Source organism: Croceitalea marina, assembly GCF_042684265.1.
GTDB lineage: Bacteria > Bacteroidota > Bacteroidia > Flavobacteriales > Flavobacteriaceae > Croceitalea > Croceitalea marina.
The window spans coordinates 171,409-187,753 of sequence record NZ_JBHULB010000017.1 but is presented as its reverse complement, the minus strand read 5'-3'; the positions used below and the strand labels follow the sequence as shown (position 1 = coordinate 187,753).

Annotated in this window: 14 protein-coding genes; 11 read left to right on the top strand and 3 right to left on the bottom strand. The window is 37.0% G+C overall.

Annotated features, from left to right (window positions below; translation table 11 throughout):
* The first annotated feature begins 334 nt into the window (after positions 1 to 334).
* The 3 genes from ACFSQJ_RS13945 (at position 335) to ACFSQJ_RS13935 (ending at position 4,487) form a co-directional block, all read left to right on the top strand.
* Positions 335 to 1,525, top strand: a complete 1,191-nt coding sequence (locus ACFSQJ_RS13945; RefSeq protein WP_377767582.1) for a phosphoglycerate kinase — start codon at positions 335 to 337, stop codon at positions 1,523 to 1,525.
* A 107-nt stretch (positions 1,526 to 1,632) separates the two neighbouring features.
* Positions 1,633 to 3,249 (top strand): LysM peptidoglycan-binding domain-containing protein, encoded by a 1,617-nt coding sequence (locus tag ACFSQJ_RS13940; protein WP_377767581.1) that lies wholly within the window; start codon positions 1,633 to 1,635, stop codon positions 3,247 to 3,249.
* 245 nt (positions 3,250 to 3,494) lie between these two features.
* The gene (locus ACFSQJ_RS13935; protein WP_377767580.1) at positions 3,495 to 4,487 is read left to right on the top strand and encodes a DUF4837 family protein; all 993 of its coding nucleotides are present in this window, start codon (positions 3,495 to 3,497) and stop codon (positions 4,485 to 4,487) included.
* 55 nt (positions 4,488 to 4,542) lie between these two features.
* Here the strand turns inward: ACFSQJ_RS13935 and ACFSQJ_RS13930 are convergent, their stop codons facing one another.
* From ACFSQJ_RS13930 to ACFSQJ_RS13920, 3 genes are all read right to left on the bottom strand, one after another.
* A complete protein-coding gene (locus ACFSQJ_RS13930) occupies positions 4,543 to 4,713 on the bottom strand; it encodes a DUF6747 family protein (protein ID WP_377767579.1) in 171 nt (56 codons plus the stop codon).
* 285 nt (positions 4,714 to 4,998) lie between these two features.
* Positions 4,999 to 7,035 carry an OmpA family protein gene (locus ACFSQJ_RS13925; RefSeq protein WP_377767578.1) on the bottom strand — a complete coding sequence of 679 codons (2,037 nt, stop codon included), beginning with the start codon at positions 7,033 to 7,035 and terminating at the stop codon, positions 4,999 to 5,001.
* Positions 7,036 to 7,244: 209 nt separating this feature from the next.
* Positions 7,245 to 7,439 (bottom strand): twin-arginine translocase TatA/TatE family subunit, encoded by a 195-nt coding sequence (locus ACFSQJ_RS13920; RefSeq protein ID WP_377767577.1) that lies wholly within the window; start codon positions 7,437 to 7,439, stop codon positions 7,245 to 7,247.
* A 176-nt stretch (positions 7,440 to 7,615) separates the two neighbouring features.
* Between ACFSQJ_RS13920 and ACFSQJ_RS13915 the strand changes: the two genes are divergently transcribed.
* The 8 genes from ACFSQJ_RS13915 to ACFSQJ_RS13880 all read left to right on the top strand — a co-directional run bounded on the left by ACFSQJ_RS13915 (position 7,616) and on the right by ACFSQJ_RS13880 (position 16,252).
* Positions 7,616 to 8,485: a M23 family metallopeptidase gene (locus ACFSQJ_RS13915; protein WP_377767576.1), complete on the top strand. Its 870-nt coding sequence runs from the start codon at positions 7,616 to 7,618 to the stop codon at positions 8,483 to 8,485.
* A 5-nt stretch (positions 8,486 to 8,490) separates the two neighbouring features.
* Positions 8,491 to 9,984, top strand: coding sequence for a GH3 family domain-containing protein (locus ACFSQJ_RS13910; RefSeq protein WP_377767575.1), 1,494 nt, complete (start codon positions 8,491 to 8,493; stop codon positions 9,982 to 9,984).
* A 59-nt stretch (positions 9,985 to 10,043) separates the two neighbouring features.
* Positions 10,044 to 11,729: a DUF6909 family protein gene (locus ACFSQJ_RS13905; RefSeq protein ID WP_377767574.1), complete on the top strand. Its 1,686-nt coding sequence runs from the start codon at positions 10,044 to 10,046 to the stop codon at positions 11,727 to 11,729.
* 67 nt (positions 11,730 to 11,796) lie between these two features.
* Positions 11,797 to 12,840 carry a dTDP-glucose 4,6-dehydratase gene (rfbB, locus tag ACFSQJ_RS13900; protein ID WP_377767573.1) on the top strand — a complete coding sequence of 348 codons (1,044 nt, stop codon included), beginning with the start codon at positions 11,797 to 11,799 and terminating at the stop codon, positions 12,838 to 12,840.
* 35 nt (positions 12,841 to 12,875) lie between these two features.
* Positions 12,876 to 13,745, top strand: coding sequence for a glucose-1-phosphate thymidylyltransferase RfbA (gene rfbA / locus ACFSQJ_RS13895; protein ID WP_377767572.1), 870 nt, complete (start codon positions 12,876 to 12,878; stop codon positions 13,743 to 13,745).
* Positions 13,742 to 14,287 carry a dTDP-4-dehydrorhamnose 3,5-epimerase gene (gene rfbC / locus ACFSQJ_RS13890; protein ID WP_377767571.1) on the top strand — a complete coding sequence of 182 codons (546 nt, stop codon included), beginning with the start codon at positions 13,742 to 13,744 and terminating at the stop codon, positions 14,285 to 14,287. Before rfbA ends, rfbC begins: the two co-directional genes overlap by 4 nt.
* A complete protein-coding gene (gene rfbD, locus ACFSQJ_RS13885; protein ID WP_377767570.1) occupies positions 14,284 to 15,147 on the top strand; it encodes a dTDP-4-dehydrorhamnose reductase in 864 nt (287 codons plus the stop codon). Before rfbC ends, rfbD begins: the two co-directional genes overlap by 4 nt.
* 118 nt (positions 15,148 to 15,265) lie before the next feature.
* Entirely contained in the window at positions 15,266 to 16,252 is a 987-nt protein-coding gene (locus ACFSQJ_RS13880; RefSeq protein WP_377767569.1) for a hypothetical protein, read from the top strand.
* Positions 16,253 to 16,345 lie beyond the last annotated feature (93 nt).

The window sequence follows — 16,345 nt, the reverse complement described above, 5'->3', positions numbered from 1 at the left end:
CCAACGTGAGAAATCTGGATTTCTCAATCGTCTCCCGATAGCTATCGGGATTCCTCATATCGAAATGACTTAGTATGGTTTCTTGAATTCCGCAGAAGAATTTAAACATTGGTTTTTGGTTGATTGTTGGGGAAGTGCTAGCATCAAATATAAGGCAATAGGCTCTTCATTTTAACAAAAGCCATTCAATTTCAGTGTTTTGGATTGTTAATAGCTAAAAAGTGAATTCAATTGAACGTATGTAAAAAACCACAAAAACGAGAAAATTTAGTGATTTGCTAACATCATAAAGCCTAAAGAAATCTTTACTTTTGGCATTCAAACCGAGTAACTCATGAAAACACTGGAAGATTTCAATTTTGAAGATAAAAAAGCACTGACCCGTGTAGATTTCAATGTTCCCTTAGATGCAGAATTTAATGTAACTGATACTAGTAGAATAGAAGCGGCAAAGCCTACAATTTTGAAGATTTTAGAAGATGGTGGTAGCGCTGTTTTAATGAGTCATTTAGGCAGGCCAAAAGGACAGCGGAACGAGGATATGTCTTTGAGCCATATCTGCAACACTGTTTCTGATATCATTGGGGTACAAGTAAAGTTTGTCGATGACTGCGTTGGTGAAAAAGTAGATGAAGCGTATGCTAATTTAGAAAGTGGCGAAATTTTATTGTTAGAGAACCTTCGCTTTTATGGCGAAGAAACCAATGGCGATGCTGAATTTGCAGAACAGCTCTCTAAATATGGAGATGTGTATGTGAACGACGCTTTTGGCACGGCGCATAGAGCACACGCATCAACAACGGTAGTTGCCAATTATTTTGCCGAAAATAAGTGTTTTGGGTATTTATTGGCCAAAGAAATCAAAGCCATCGAAAAGGTAATGGCCACTGGCGAAAAACCGGTTACTGCAATTTTGGGTGGCGCTAAGGTGTCTTCTAAAATTACCATTATCGAAAATATATTGGACAAAGTAGACCACCTAATTATTGGAGGGGGAATGACCTATACTTTTGTAAAAGCGAAAGGCGGAAAAGTGGGTGATTCTATTTGTGAAGATGATAAAATGGAATTAGCGCTTGACATTCTAAAACAGGCCGCCGAAAAAGGGGTAGAAGTCCATTTGCCCGTCGATGTTATAGCGGCCGATGCGTTCGACGCCAACGCAAATACTCAGATTAGCCCTGTAGACACTATCGCAGATGGTTGGCAAGGTTTAGATGCCGGGCCGGCCACATTAGAAAACTTTAAAGAAGTGATTCTAAAGTCAAAAACGATATTATGGAACGGCCCTGTTGGTGTTTTTGAGATGGAAAGTTTTGCAAAAGGAACCATTGCCATTGGTAACGCTATTGACGAAGCCACCCAAAATGGGGCTTTTTCACTTGTTGGTGGTGGAGATTCGGTTGCTGCGGTAAAACAATTCGGCTTTGAAGACAAGGTAAGTTATGTATCTACTGGTGGCGGGGCAATGTTAGAGAGTTTAGAGGGTAAAACACTACCCGGTATCGCCGCAATATTAGGCTAGTAAAGACCTTATCGATTAACGGACTTTATCCTAAATTTTGATGGTTTTGCCCATAATCCTTTATTTTTTCAATAAAAAACTGCATTTTCGCTAGTCCCGAACAAACTATGACCGAAATGAAACGAATTAAAATTCATTTTTGGGTCTTACTGTTTTTGACTGCGATAACAGTGAATGCCCAACAAACAGATACAACTGCGGTTAAAGCAGTTGACTCTCTTTTGGCAAATCTTGAGAAAAAAGCACCCATTGCTGAAAAGGAAACGGCGAAGACCGTGCTGAATATTCCGGCGGTCGAAGATAAATCAGAACAAAGTAAGCTTCAAGACCTGGAAGAGGCTTATAGATATGATAGCCTTTGGATGGATGAGCTATACAAAAACGCATCGCATTTTAATGAAATGTATGCTGAGGTAACCAATCCAAACAGTGCTGACGAGGATATAACCGAATTATCTACGGACACCTTAAAAGCCCGTCTAAAAAGGCTTAATGAAAAAACACCTTTTAATATTGCCTATAACCCTTCCTTAGAAAGTGTTATCAAGTCTTTTCTCTCAAGAAAGCGGGGCCTTATGGAGCGAATGATAACAAAAAGTCAGTTCTACTTTCCGCTTTTTGAACAAGAATTGGATAATTATAATGTACCCTTAGAGGTGAAATACTTGGCCATTGTAGAATCTGCATTGGATCCAAAAGCAAAATCTAGGGTCGGTGCTACTGGGCTTTGGCAATTCATGTACGGCACGGGCAAAATGTACAAGCTAGATGTAAGCAGCTATGTCGACGAGCGTAGTGACCCTATCAACTCGACCACTGCCGCGGCCAAATATTTGAAAAAGCTATATGATATTTTCAATGACTGGGATTTGGCCCTGGCGGCCTACAACTCCGGCCCGGGCAATGTAAACAAAGCCATAAGACGTTCAGGGGGGTATAAGAACTATTGGAACATTAGACAGAACCTACCTCGTGAAACCGCAGGTTATGTGCCAGCCTTTTTGGCAACAATGTATCTTTTTGAGTATGCCGAAGAACACGGGCTAAAAGCTAAAAAAGCAGACCGCGCCTATTTTGAAACCGATACTGTACATGTAAAGAACACGATTACATTTGACCAAATTTCAAAAATGGTCGGTATTTCGGTTGAAGAATTAGTGGTTTTGAATCCGGCTTACAAACTAAATATAATTCCTAAAGTTGAAGGCAAAACATACACTTTACGCTTGCCAATGAAGCATGTTGGCGAGTTTGTAAACAATGAGGAGGCTATTTATGCCTATGCCAAAAAAGAATTGGAAACCGTAGAGAAACCCCTGCCTCAACTCATTACAAGTAATGATAGGGTACGATACAAAGTAAGAAGTGGCGATTATCTAGGTAAAATAGCCGAACGCTATGGTGTAGGGGTAAGCCAGATCAAAGGCTGGAACGGCCTTCGAAGCAATAACCTAAGGGTCGGTCAACGCCTAACGATTTATCCCAGAAAGCCGGTCACGACCAAAGTGGCGAGTACTGCAACAAAACAGGCAGCAGCTCAACCTGTTGGGGCATTACCAAAAGACCCCTCTAAGATCCATGTAGTACAATCCGGAGATTCTCTTTGGACCATTTCTAGGAAGTATCCCGGAATTTCAATCGATAATCTTAAAAAGTGGAACGGTCTTACGGGCAACAATCTCAAGCCGGGCACAAAGCTGAGGTTGTGTAATTGCTCATCTTGATTGAATTAGAACATTTTGATGGAATTCGTCAATTCGAGTGATCTTTAGAATGAAATGAAAAAAAAATCGTATCGAGAATAGAATTTTGGAAGATGAAAACCTGTTTTTGATACTTCTCCCTTTTTGAGAAAGGTTCGAACTAACGATTTATATTAAACAAGGAAATTTACTCCTAATACTCACTAAAAAGTGCATTACACTCATTCTAATACAATCGGTTTGTATAAATTGATTATTTTAGAATTATGATGCAAAAACTAGGAACAGTGCTATTGTTTGCCCTTTTGGCATTCACTTCTTGCAAAAATAATTCAGAGAATAAAAGATACCTGCCACCTTCTACCGGAGCGGTAAACTCGTTAATGGTTGTAATGGACAATAACCTTTGGCAAGGCGAAGTTGGCGATAAAGTACGTGAAGTATTTGCAGATCGCGTATTGGCCGTTCCGCAAAGTGAAGCGATTTTCTCTCTTACACAGATACCTCCTCAGGTTTTTAGAGGGGCCACTAGTCATTCAAGATCAGTATTGTTCGTACAGAAAGACACTTTATCGATTGGTCATGTAAAGTCCAATGTATACTCGGTACCGCAAAAAGTAGCGGTAGTCAAGGGTAGAACCAATGACGAATTGCTTTTAAACATAGAAGCGGTGGCTCAAAAGGCGGTAGCGGCTTTTAAAAACAATGAGATAAGCGAGGCACAAAGGCGTTTTAAAAAGTCTTTGAACAACGAAACCGACCTAAAAGATGAACTTGGTATTCAATTGGACATACCTTCGGTATATCGCGTAGGAAAGCATGAAGAAAACTTCGTTTGGATCGATAGACAGATCTTAAAAGGCAATATGAATATTATTGCATACGCCATGCCTTGGAATGCTTTTAGCAACGACTCTACATTTGTTCAAGATATCGTACAAATGCGTGATTCTATAGGCAAGAAATATGTGCCTGGCCCATATGATGGCACATTTATGATAACGGAAAAGGCCTTTTCCCCATACGTTTTCCCGGCAGAAGTGAATGGCTTTAAAGCTGCCGAAGTTAGAGGTATTTGGGAAATTAGCGGATACCCAATGGCGGGCCCTTTTCTGACTTATATCATCAACGATGAGGCCAATAAAAGAAAACTGATACTCGAAGGTTTTATTTTCGCGCCTTCTGCCAATAAACGCGATGATTTATTGGAACTGGAGGCCATTATAAAAACCCTCAAATTTGAAAATAACCAGTCGTAGCTAAACATTGCGTTTAACTCACGTTACCTTAACATGATAAAAAATCTTGTCTTTACTATTGAAAGGCGAAACCAGTTAGTATTCTATATATGAAAGCATATAGTACCACAAAAAACATGGCAAAGCAAAACCAAGAAAACAATTTGAAATAGTGCTTGACCATAATGCTTCCTAAATTTCTAAATCCTTCTAAGTAAATCTCTTTAATAAGTAATAATTTTCTCATAAGTAGTCATTTTATGTTCGTGTACAACACAAAGATTAGACTAACCATGAACTTTAGTATAACTAAAAAGACAAAACGAACTTAAACTAGGATAAAATACAAGGCACTTTTTAACATATAGATGAATGGGTATTTTGCATCGTCAAGAGGATTCTTTCGCAATGCCGTTCAACGATGGTCTTCTTCGATAAAATGATTTTCTTCTAGAAAAGGACTTGTTCTAATAGTTTAAAAGAAAAAGCCACCTGCTTAGGTGGCTTTGTTTATAAAGGTGTTCTATTGTTTTTACATTTTTACGATAATGAATTCAGATCGTCTGTTGAGTCGGTGTTTGTCTCTACCGCATCGTACCCCGTCGCCACAGTCGTTAAGTAGCCTTTCTTCACCATAACCGATAGCACTTTCAATTCTTGAGGCATCAATACCCTGTGAGATAAGGTATTCTCTGGTAGATGTTGCACGCTTGCCAGAGAGGTATTTATTGTATGCCGCATTACCAATGGCATCGGTATGAGATTCAATTTTTATAACCATACTTGGATATTCGGTCATGACCTCAACCAGCTTGTCAAGTTCTTTTGATGCATCAGTTCTGATATTGAAGCGATCAAAGTCAAAGAATATCATTTCAGTTTTCAACTTCTTAACACCTTCTTCAACCACAATCATTTCTTGAAGGCGCTTCATAGGCTGTACAAAATCTATTACCTCGTTGTCTTTTGTGACGATAGGTGTAGTCTGTTCAAAATAACCGTCTAAAATGGTCTGTAGGGTATAATCTGTTGTTGATTTAAGGTTGTTAAATCGGAAACTTCCGTTTTCATTGGTTCTAATCTCACCAATACGCACATTTTCGTTGTCATATAATGATACCATGGCATTTGGCAATGAATCTCCGGTAATTCTATCAACAATATATCCAGAGATTTCATTTAAGTTAGGCATTTCTTTTCGTGTGGGGGTAAAAGAATAGATATCATCTTTTCCTTTTCCGCCGGGGCGGTTTGAGGCAAAATAGCCTTTTTCCGTATTCTCATCAATAATCAACGAAAAATCGTCTCTTGTACTGTTAAACGGAGCGCCAAGGTTTTCAGCTTTGTCAAAACCTTCCGCACTAAAATCAGACTTATAGATATCCAAACCTCCTAAGCCTTCTGTTCGATTCGAAGAAAAATATAGCGCCTCATCCGTAATAAAGGGGAACATTTCTTTTCTGTTAGAGTTTACGGCTAATCCTAGGTTTCGAGGTTCAGAAAAAGTGTTGTTTTCCAATACATCTACGACATAAATGTCAGTTCCACCGTAGCCTCCGGGCATATCAGAAACAAAATAGAGTTTTTTGCCATCTACGGTCAATGCAGGGTGGCCTGTAGAATAGTTATCGCTATTGAAAGGGAGTTCTACCGCTTCTGTCCATTCGCCATCTATCTCTTTTGACATATATAACTTTAGGTGATTTACCCCTTTTTTATCCCTTCTAATCTTCTTTTTCTTTCCGTAATTATTTCTTGTAAAAAAGATGGTTTTTTTATCAGGAGAAAAACAGGCAGATGCCTCGTGATATTTGGTGTTCACATTTTTTGAAAAGCGATAGGTGCCTGAAGCATCGTTTTTAGCAGAATCGACTTTTGCTGTATAGAGATCTAAATAAGGCTGATTGTCCCATCTGTACTTTCTGGTATTTAAAAACAAGGTGTCCTTAGCAGAAGTGTATAGCAATTTGTCTTTGCCATAGTACATTGGCGAAAAATCAGAGTATTTAGAATTTATGTTAAGATTCTTAAGGTCGAATCTTGAATCTTCTTCAAGTGTTTCTTTTAGGCTTGCGGCATCTTCTCTTAATTCTCGTTCATTTTTTTTGTTGAGCACGGCCATTACGCGATTTGCCCTTCTTTTTCTTCCGGTGCCTTTTAAAGTATGTACATAATTAAAAAGGGTATTATCTGAGATTTCATTCTCGTAGTTCTTGTAAAGCTTATTGTACCACTCGTAAGCTTGTTTGATGTTCGAATTAAAATAGTGAGAATCTCCTGCTCTTGAAAGTAAGTATTGCGATGGTTCTCCTTCACTTTCTTCGATGGCCAGATCATAATACTTGGCTGCTTCGGCATACCACATCTTATCAAAAAGGCCATCGGCTTTTCTAACAAGCTTGTTTTTTTCTTTAGTATCAGAAATGGTTTTGGGGTTAGCATCTTCACCTTCGGACACGATTTGGTCTGTGGTATCTGTTTGGATGCTGGCAAGGGTGTCTTCCGATAATTTTTGCGCATTAAGGGCAAATGTTATCAAGAAAACAAATATGAAATTAATTCTGATCATGATTCACTTTAGTTCGACTACTGCATTTTTTTGTGATTTTAACACAAAAGTCTTGTAGTAATAACGTCGAAAGTACGCTATCATGCTTAAAGGAATTAGTTTTTGTTGTGAAAACGAAGGTTTACGGGGTGAATCTTGATTTAAAGATGTTTTCAATCGATGTTACCCACAAAATAGTGTATCTAGAGTATACTTGGGAAGCTTGAAGTTTAAGAGTTTTCGCTCGTTTTGTCTTCAAGTTTTTCGTCCTCTTTGGAGGCGTCTTTAAATTCTTTGATACCGCTACCAAGTCCGCGCATTAATTCAGGAATTTTCTTTCCTCCAAAAAGTAAAAGAATACACAAAACAATAATGGCTATCTGCCAAGGACCAACTAAACCAAGAAATATATTTTGAGCAATCATGAATTTAAATTTTAAATAGATTTCAAAAGTACAAAAAAAGAAGATGCACCTATTTTTGATAACGTAAAATTACGTTAAGAATTGCAGTATTCATTGATTTTTAGAGATTTGCTAAAGATTTCACAATTTTAGATGGATACTGCCCATGTTAAAATCTAAGATTATATTTGTGTATTATGGCCAAAAAGCAAAAAAAAGGCAAAGAAATAAAACGGAAGCTACTGCATAAGTACCGCTTGGTGATACTTAACGAAAGTACTTTTGAAGAGAAAATATCCTTCAAATTAAGCAGGCTAAATGTGTTCGTCACTGGCACATTGTTTATCATTATTTTGATTGGGCTAACAACGCTCTTAGTGGCATTTACGCCTTTAAGAGAGTACATTCCTGGCTATTCTTCTACACGTCTAAAAAGGCAGGCAACGGAGCTGACCTATAAAACCGATTCTTTGGTAGCAGTTTTAGAATATACCAATAAGTATTTAGAAAACGTTCGGCTCGTGCTACGTGGTGATATTGAGAATAACGAAATCAATAGAGACTCTTTGTTTGAACAGTTTAAGCTCGACCCCTCTACAATCGATTTAAAGCCTATTCGAGAAGACTTGGCCCTGCGGGAACAAGTGGAGCTTGAAGATAAATACAACCTTTTTGAACGAAATACCGGAAATGCTGGAGAAGTTCTTTTCTCACCTATAAACGGCTCGGTAACCCAAGGGTATGATTTACAGAAAAAACATTATGCTACCGATATTTCAGCCACAAAGGATACCCCCGTTAAAGCGGTAGCGGACGGCACCGTTATTTTTGCCGAATGGACTTCAGATACGGGCTACGTTATTATTGTAGAACATAAAGAAGATTTAATTTCTGTGTATAAGCATAATGGCTCGCTGAGCAAATCGCAAGGTGATATCATAAAAGCAGGAGAGGTAATTGCCGGTGTTGGTAATACGGGCGAACTAACTACGGGGCCTCACTTACATTTTGAGCTTTGGAAGAAAGGAAAACCTTTGAATCCGCAAGATTATATCGACTTTAATTGATACCTATGTCGCTTAAAGCATTTGCCGCGAAGCTCTTCGCCAAAAGAATAGCAAAAAAAAATACCGATTGGATTTTAAATCCGCATAAAGCCCAAAAACAGGTTTTTGATCATCTTATACGTGCTGCCATAACCACTCAGTTTGGCCAAGACCATAATTTTGAATCTATTCAAACCTATGAAGATTTTACAAGGCAGGTGCCGATAAGAGATTACGAGGAGCTTAAGGCTTATGTTGAAAAAATTATAGAAGGCAGAGAAGATGTGCTTTGGCCGGGTAAGCCTATTTATTTCGCAAAAACTTCCGGTACCACTTCTGGCGCTAAATATATTCCCATTACCAAATCATCTATTAAGAATCAGGTAGAAGCTTCCAGAAATGCCATTCTAAATTACATACATGAAACGGGTAACGCAGATTTTGTTAATGGTAAGATGATTTTTCTGCAAGGCAGTCCGGTTCTGGAAGATAAGAACGGCATTAAATTAGGGAGGCTTTCGGGCATATCGGCGCACTATGTGCCGAGCTACCTGCAGAAAAACCGACTGCCCAGTTGGGAAACCAACTGTATTGAAGATTGGGAAACCAAGGTCAATGAGATAATCAAGGAAACCGAAAAGGAAGATATGTCCGTTATAGCCGGTATACCATCTTGGGTTCAGATGTATTTTGAAAAGTTAAATTTAAAAACTGGTAAAAAGGTAGGCGAGTTGTTTGAAAATTTTCAATTGTTCATTTATGGTGGTGTCAACTATGAACCCTATCGCTCAAAGTTTGAAAATTTGATTGGCCGAAAGGTAGATAGTATCGAACTATTCCCCGCAAGTGAAGGGTTTTTTGCCTATCAAAATTCCCAAAAAGAAAAGGGAATGTTGCTTTTACTCAATTCAGGGATATTTTATGAGTTTGTAAAGGCAGATGATTTTTACACTGAAAATCCTCAACGTCTTACTATCAAAGATGTAGAGCTAGGGGTTAACTACGCTATGATTATTAGCACCGACGCTGGTTTATGGGGGTATAATCTAGGAGATACCGTTCAGTTTATTTCTTTAAAACCCTATAAAATAGTAGTCTCTGGCAGGATTAAACATTTTATTTCAGCCTTTGGCGAACATGTAATTGCTAAAGAAGTAGAAGAAGCGATGCGACTGGCCATTGAAGAAACTGATGCCGAAGTAAATGAATTCACGGTAGCACCACAAACTACACCAAAGGAAGGCCTGCCTTATCATGAATGGTTTGTCGAGTTTGAAAAACCACCCACTCAGCTAGAAAAATTCTGTTCCATTTTAGATACTTCAATGCAAAAACAGAACAGTTATTATTTTGATTTGATCGACGGTAAAATTCTGCAGCAACTCAAAGTAACACAAGTTTCTAAAGATGGTTTTCAAAATTATATGAAAACACTAGGCAAATTGGGGGGGCAAAATAAAGTACAACGCTTGGCTAACGATAGAAAAGTAGCGGATGCAATTCAACCCTTCACAACATAAACTAAAGTCAGCCATTTACTTTTCAAGGAATTTCCATGTACTTTTGTAAAGAAGTCGATATGGGTACAAAAATCAAAGAAACAACTAGAGCTCAAGAATCCACAAACGCTATTGAGCGCTTGTACATTACCATGCGCCATTTGCTCAATAGAGGTTTTTATAAACCTTCAGGAGTTTCGGGTAATGCACTCCGCAATGCTTTACTTTCGTTACGACCTGAAATTTATGGCACTATTGCTGAGGAAAAAGCAGAATTGAACGGACTTATTTACGTTTTAGAGCGACTTCCGATAGGCATTGAAGAGTGCCGTTTCATCAATCTAACTTCAGATGAAGGCTTTTCCAAATCGCATCTAAAACCGATAGTTCCTCCAAAAAGAAGAAGAAATTGCTATCGTATCGATGATGAGCAAATGAATATAGAAATTACCAGGGGGCGTTCTGATATTTACGACATTCTTACCCATTTGACTTTTCTTTATGTTGAATCTGGTAAGATTTGTGACAGAGTATTAATAGAGGATGGAAAAGCAACCGTACGCGACTGGGAAAAGTTGGTAGAATTTATTCTCAAACCGGAAAAAACGAATGCTGAAAGAGAAGTTGCCCTTATCCATACGGCCAATATTTTAGGAAGGTCTTTTGATGAGGTTTCTGATATCCATGATAAACTAAAGTCCAAAAGCCGACCGGATCGCTTTTTGAATATTGTGTATTGGTTGGGTAAATTAGCCATAGAAGAAGAAACGACAGGTGATAAGAGAACAGTTACCTTTACGCCGCTTCTTCGCGAAAGAATAGGACATCATATTCATGGTGAAAGATGGGCAGATACCATAAAAGAAACGCTTAAGAAAAACGGATTATTCCATAGGCCGCTTCATATTATCAGTGCCAACATGCACAGTGTTATGAATTCGTTGTTCGCCAAAAAGGCGTTGAAACAAGAGTTTCCAAATACCGATTCCCTCGACATTTATGAAACACTTAGTTCTTCTGCAAATAAAGATTTAAGGGAGAAAGTGACGCAAATGGCCACTAAAAATGGAATGATTTATATTGACGATAAATCTGGAGCAAACATTGATGTTCAAATTTTTGATATGGCAAAAGTGGCAAAGGCAGCCTGTTGTTACAATTTTTCTGAGGACGGACCTGAGGCAGAAAAACCTGTTATATTTGTAATGGATTACGCCTTTGGAGAGCAGGCTTACGAAACTATCGATGAGTTGCTTAAGCCTTATGAAGTTGCTGGCGAGAAATTATTTTTAAACGTTGATTCGGTTTCTATAATGGGTAAAGCGGGTATTTTAGAAGGAGGTAAAGGAGATTTGATGATTCCCTCCGCCCATATTTTTGAGGGCACAGCAGATAACTATCCCTTCAAGAACGCACTATGTGCCGAAGACTTTAAAGGGCATGGCTTAAAAGTATTGGAAGGTACTATGGTAACCGTTTTAGGAACCTCTCTACAGAATAAGGATATTCTGCAGTTTTTTTACGATTCCACTTGGAACGTAATCGGACTGGAAATGGAGGGTGTGCATTACCAAAAAGCGATTCAATCGGCTTCCCAAATACGGAAAAGCATAAGTAAAGAGGTCAAAGTAAGATATGCGTACTATGCATCTGATAATCCTTTGGAGACAGGTAGTACTTTAGCCTCCGGAGGACTTGGCACCACAGGAGTAAAACCAACTTACTTAATCACGGATAAAATTTTAGAGCAAGTGTTCGGCAACTAACACGGTCTATGTTTATGATTTAAAATGAGATTTTTGGCCAGACTCTAAGAACACTATAATCTTTTTTATGAATTTACTTATAACAGGAGGAGCAGGTTTTATAGGGTCTCATGTTATTAGAAGACTGGTAAAAAATTACCCTCAGTATCATATTTTTAATTTCGATAAGCTCACTTACGCGGGCAACTTAGAAAATTTAAGAGACATTGAGCGCGCCAATAACTATACTTTTATAAAGGGAGATATTGTTGATACATCTTTTGTAAACCAGGTCTTTGAGAAATATAGGTTTGACGGAATAATTCATTTAGCTGCAGAGTCTCACGTTGATCGTTCTATAAAAGACCCATTAGCTTTTGTCAAGACCAATATTTTTGGCACCGTAAATCTTTTAAATACAGCAAAAGATTTATGGAAAAGCAATTTTGAAGGTAAACGTTTTTACCATATTAGTACGGATGAGGTATATGGGTCTTTAGAAAGTGAAGGTCTTTTTACTGAGAAAACACCTTACGATCCTAATTCGCCATACTCAGCATCAAAAGCTAGTTCAGACCATTTTGTTAGGTCTTATGGAGAAACATATAACTTACCTTATGTAATCTCTAATTGCTCTAATAATTATGGTCCAAATCATTTCCCGGAAAAATTGATTCCCCTTTTTATCAATAATATAATCGAAAGAAAACCCTTGCCAGTATATGGAGATGGAAACTACACAAGAGACTGGTTATATGTAGAAGACCATGCAGAAGCTATAGATTTAGTATTCCACAAAGGAACCAACCAAGAAACCTATAATATTGGAGGGTTTAACGAATGGAAGAATATAGATTTAGTAAAACTGCTCTGTGACAAGATGGATAGTAGATTGAATAATCCTGCTGGGACATCTCAAAACCTCATAAGTTTTGTAAAGGATAGACCAGGGCATGATTTAAGATATGCAATAGATGCCAGTAAGATAAACACAGAACTAGGGTGGAAACCCTCTGTCACTTTTGAGGAAGGCCTTGAAAAAACAATTGATTGGTATTTAGAAAACAAAGAATGGTTAAAGAATGTAACATCAGGTGAGTATCAAGAATACTATTCAAAAATGTACTTATAGGAATAGTAAAATAAAGAGGTTTTAATAAGTAAAAAATGAAGGGAATAATTTTAGCTGGCGGTTCTGGAACTCGGTTACATCCACTTACCTTATCAATAAGTAAGCAATTGATGCCTATTTATAATAAGCCGATGATTTATTATCCTTTATCCACTTTAATGTATTCAGGAATTAATGAAATTTTGATAATTTCTACACCAAAAGATTTGCCATTGTTTAGAGACTTGCTCGGTGATGGAGAAAAATATGGTTGCTCATTTTCATATGCTGCTCAAGAGAAACCAAATGGACTGGCAGAAGCATTTATTATTGGCGAAGAATTTATTGGAAATGACAAAGTTGCCTTAATTCTTGGAGATAATATTTTTTATGGCTCTGGGTTAAATAAACTTTTACAATCTAATACTAACCCGGATGGAGGTGTTATCTATGCGTACCGTGTTAATGACCCAGAAAGGTATGGTGTCGTTGAATTCGATGAAAATGGTAAAGCGATAAGTATTGAAGAAAAGCCGGAGCATCCTAAATCCAATTACGTTGTACCAGGAATTTATTTTTATGATAATAACGTAGTAGAAATTGCAAAGAAGATTTCACCTAGCCAAAGAGGAGAGTTGGAAATAACAGATATTAATAAAGCTTATCTAGAAGAGAATAAACTTAATGTCAGCATTTTAGATGCAGGAACTGCATGGTTGGATACGGGAACTTTCCAATCTTTAATGCAGGCCTCCCAATTTGTAGAGGTAATTGAAGAGCGCCAAGGGTTAAAAATTGGAGCAATAGAGGCTGCAGCTTTTGAGATGGGCTATATTAATGAAGTGCAGTTGCGAGCTTTGGCTAAGCCTTTAGCGAAAAGTGGTTACGGTGCAAGCTTATTAGGTATTTTAAATAAGAACAAATGACTTTTACAGAAACCAAACTGAAGGGGTGTTTCGTTTTAGAACCAGATGTTTTTAAGGATAAAAGAGGCTCTTTTTTTGAATCTTACAACAAACAGGTTTTTGATGAAGGAATCGGTGCTGAGATCAATTTTGTACAAGACAATCAATCCTTTTCAACAAAAGGAGTCATTAGAGCTATCCATTATCAAATAGGCGAACATGCACAGGCAAAATTAGTACGTGTTTTGCAGGGAGAAGTATTAGATGTAGTAGTTGATTTGCGAAAAGACTCTATTACTTTTGGCCAACACATTGCAATAGAATTAAGTGATAGTAATAAGAAACAAGTATTTATTCCTAGAGGTTTTGGTCACGGATTTGTAACGTTATCAGACTCAGCAGAGTTCTTTTACAAATGTGATAATTACTATAATAAGAGTAGTGAAGGAGGGATAATATACAACGACCCTACCTTGAATATTGATTGGAGAATTGAACCGGATAAAATTAAAGCCTCAGAGAGAGATTTGAACTTACCTATTCTAAGCGAAGCTAGATTATGAAAAGCGTACTTGTAACCGGTGGCAATGGGCAATTGGGGAGGTGTATTAAAGATGTTGTGCAAAGTTCAAAAGAGTTGAATTTCATTTTTACAGATAAGAATAAATTAGATATTACAAAAGAGGAGGATGTAAAAGCTTTTTTCGAAAACAACTCTATTTCGTATTGTATTAATTGTGCTGCATATACAGCGGTAGATAAAGCAGAAACAGATAAAGATGCTGCTGAGGCGCTCAATATTCATGGAGTGGAAAATCTTGCAAATGTATGTAAGAAGCATAAAGCTATTCTAATTCATATTTCAACGGACTTTGTGTTTGATGGAAAACAAACAAAGCCTTATACTGAAGCGGATGAGACCAAACCTTTAAATGTTTATGGTGAAACAAAACTCAAAGGCGAAAAGGTAGTTGCTGAGGTATTAGAAGACTATTTTATAATAAGAACCTCATGGCTCTATTCAGAATATGGGAATAATTTTTTTAAAACAATGCTTCGACTTGCTAGTGAGAAAAATGAAGTACGGGTTGTTTCAGACCAAATGGGCACTCCTACGTATGCCAGAGACCTAGCAAGAGCTGTCATAGTTATCATAGAGAAAAAAAAGACAGCCTTTGGGTTATACCATTATAGTAATGAAGGTATTACAAGTTGGTTTGATTTTGCGATTACTATTTTTGATTATAGCAATATTAAGACTAAGATTCTACCTGTTAAAGCTAAAGACTTTATGACCTCAGCTAACCGCCCTTTATATAGCGTTATAGATAAAACCAAGATTAAAGATATTTTAGGAATTGCTATTCCTCATTGGAAAGAGAGCTTAAAGAAATGCTTAATCAATTTAGCTATTAAGAAGTAAATTTTCAAATTTGTTAAAAGAGGAGTCTTTTTATAATTAACCAAGACATTATCTTGAGGTAAAAACCTACTATATTTGTTATAGCTAAATTTTTAGAACACTAATTTCTTAACCAATCATGGCAAATAACCAAGCAAATAATTCTGATGAAATTGATTTGGGGCAGCTGTTTCAATTAATAGGGAAAGGTTTCAATAAGCTTTTTAGAGCTTTTTTAAGGTTGTTTCTATACCTTAAAAAAAACGCATTAATCCTTTTGGGTCTTATTGTTTTAGGTGCTGCCATTGGGTATGGGCTAAATCAGATTATAACCAAAAAATTGAAGACAGAGGTTATTGTAAAGCCTCAAATGGAAAGTAAAAACTATTTGTATGATGTTGTTGATGAGATTCAGGCAAATATAGAAGCTGAAAACTTTAGTTTTTTCCAAGAAATTGGAGTAGAAATAGAAGATTTAAAAGGTTTCGAAATAAGTATTGCTCCAATAGATGATGGAAAAAAGAGTTCTGAGAGCGAAATGAAGTTTTTAGAGCTTTTGCAAAGTTTTGAAAATACTGAAGCCGTAGCCGATATTGTTCGGGCAGAATTACAAAATAAAAGTTCTTTTAACCACCGGATTACCTTCTTTTACAAAGACGCGGAAAAAGGAAAAGCTTTTGCCGGGAAAGTAATGACATACATTAATTCCAATGAATATTTTGACGACATAGTAGAAATTTATAGAGAAAATGCGGAGAGTAGAATTGAGGAGAATAAATCATTGTTGAAACAAGTTGATGAGTTAATATCCAATTACGCAAAAAAAATGACCCAAAGTGATAATATATCCGGCACAGATAGGATAGTATTGGACAATGAAGAACGTATGGATATTACAGGACTATTTAATCTTAAAAATAGCTTAATAAAAGACATTGAATCAAAGAAATTGGAACTGACAGAACGCACTGAAGCTATCAAAGTTATTAATTTTGGCAAGTCCCAAGAAGTTCAAAAAATAATTTATGAAGAAATAACTGTTTTTAGTCCACTTATTTTATTGGGTGTTTTCTTCATATTTTCAATGATTAAATATCTTAACAATAAAGTAAGGGATATATTATAGAATGAAATAAATTATAGAAATAGAACATAATTTGATTACATAAGGGCTATAGTTTGTATGACTTTTAAACGTTCATATAACCTCATTACCACC

What these genes read in the sequence shown, in the direction of transcription:
- ACFSQJ_RS13880 (WP_377767569.1), top strand. Translation starts at nt 15,266, where the DNA reads ATGGCAAATAACCAAGCAAATAATTCTGATGAAATTGATTTGGGGCAG.
- ACFSQJ_RS13920 (WP_377767577.1), bottom strand. Translation starts at nt 7,439, where the DNA reads ATGATTGCTCAAAATATATTTCTTGGTTTAGTTGGTCCTTGGCAGATA.
- ACFSQJ_RS13945 (WP_377767582.1), top strand. Translation starts at nt 335, where the DNA reads ATGAAAACACTGGAAGATTTCAATTTTGAAGATAAAAAAGCACTGACC.
- ACFSQJ_RS13915 (WP_377767576.1), top strand. Translation starts at nt 7,616, where the DNA reads ATGGCCAAAAAGCAAAAAAAAGGCAAAGAAATAAAACGGAAGCTACTG.
- rfbA (WP_377767572.1), top strand. Translation starts at nt 12,876, where the DNA reads ATGAAGGGAATAATTTTAGCTGGCGGTTCTGGAACTCGGTTACATCCA.
- rfbB (WP_377767573.1), top strand. Translation starts at nt 11,797, where the DNA reads ATGAATTTACTTATAACAGGAGGAGCAGGTTTTATAGGGTCTCATGTT.
- ACFSQJ_RS13930 (WP_377767579.1), bottom strand. Translation starts at nt 4,713, where the DNA reads ATGAGAAAATTATTACTTATTAAAGAGATTTACTTAGAAGGATTTAGA.
- ACFSQJ_RS13935 (WP_377767580.1), top strand. Translation starts at nt 3,495, where the DNA reads ATGATGCAAAAACTAGGAACAGTGCTATTGTTTGCCCTTTTGGCATTC.
- ACFSQJ_RS13910 (WP_377767575.1), top strand. Translation starts at nt 8,491, where the DNA reads ATGTCGCTTAAAGCATTTGCCGCGAAGCTCTTCGCCAAAAGAATAGCA.
- ACFSQJ_RS13905 (WP_377767574.1), top strand. Translation starts at nt 10,044, where the DNA reads ATGGGTACAAAAATCAAAGAAACAACTAGAGCTCAAGAATCCACAAAC.
- ACFSQJ_RS13940 (WP_377767581.1), top strand. Translation starts at nt 1,633, where the DNA reads ATGACCGAAATGAAACGAATTAAAATTCATTTTTGGGTCTTACTGTTT.
- rfbC (WP_377767571.1), top strand. Translation starts at nt 13,742, where the DNA reads ATGACTTTTACAGAAACCAAACTGAAGGGGTGTTTCGTTTTAGAACCA.
- ACFSQJ_RS13925 (WP_377767578.1), bottom strand. Translation starts at nt 7,035, where the DNA reads ATGATCAGAATTAATTTCATATTTGTTTTCTTGATAACATTTGCCCTT.
- rfbD (WP_377767570.1), top strand. Translation starts at nt 14,284, where the DNA reads ATGAAAAGCGTACTTGTAACCGGTGGCAATGGGCAATTGGGGAGGTGT.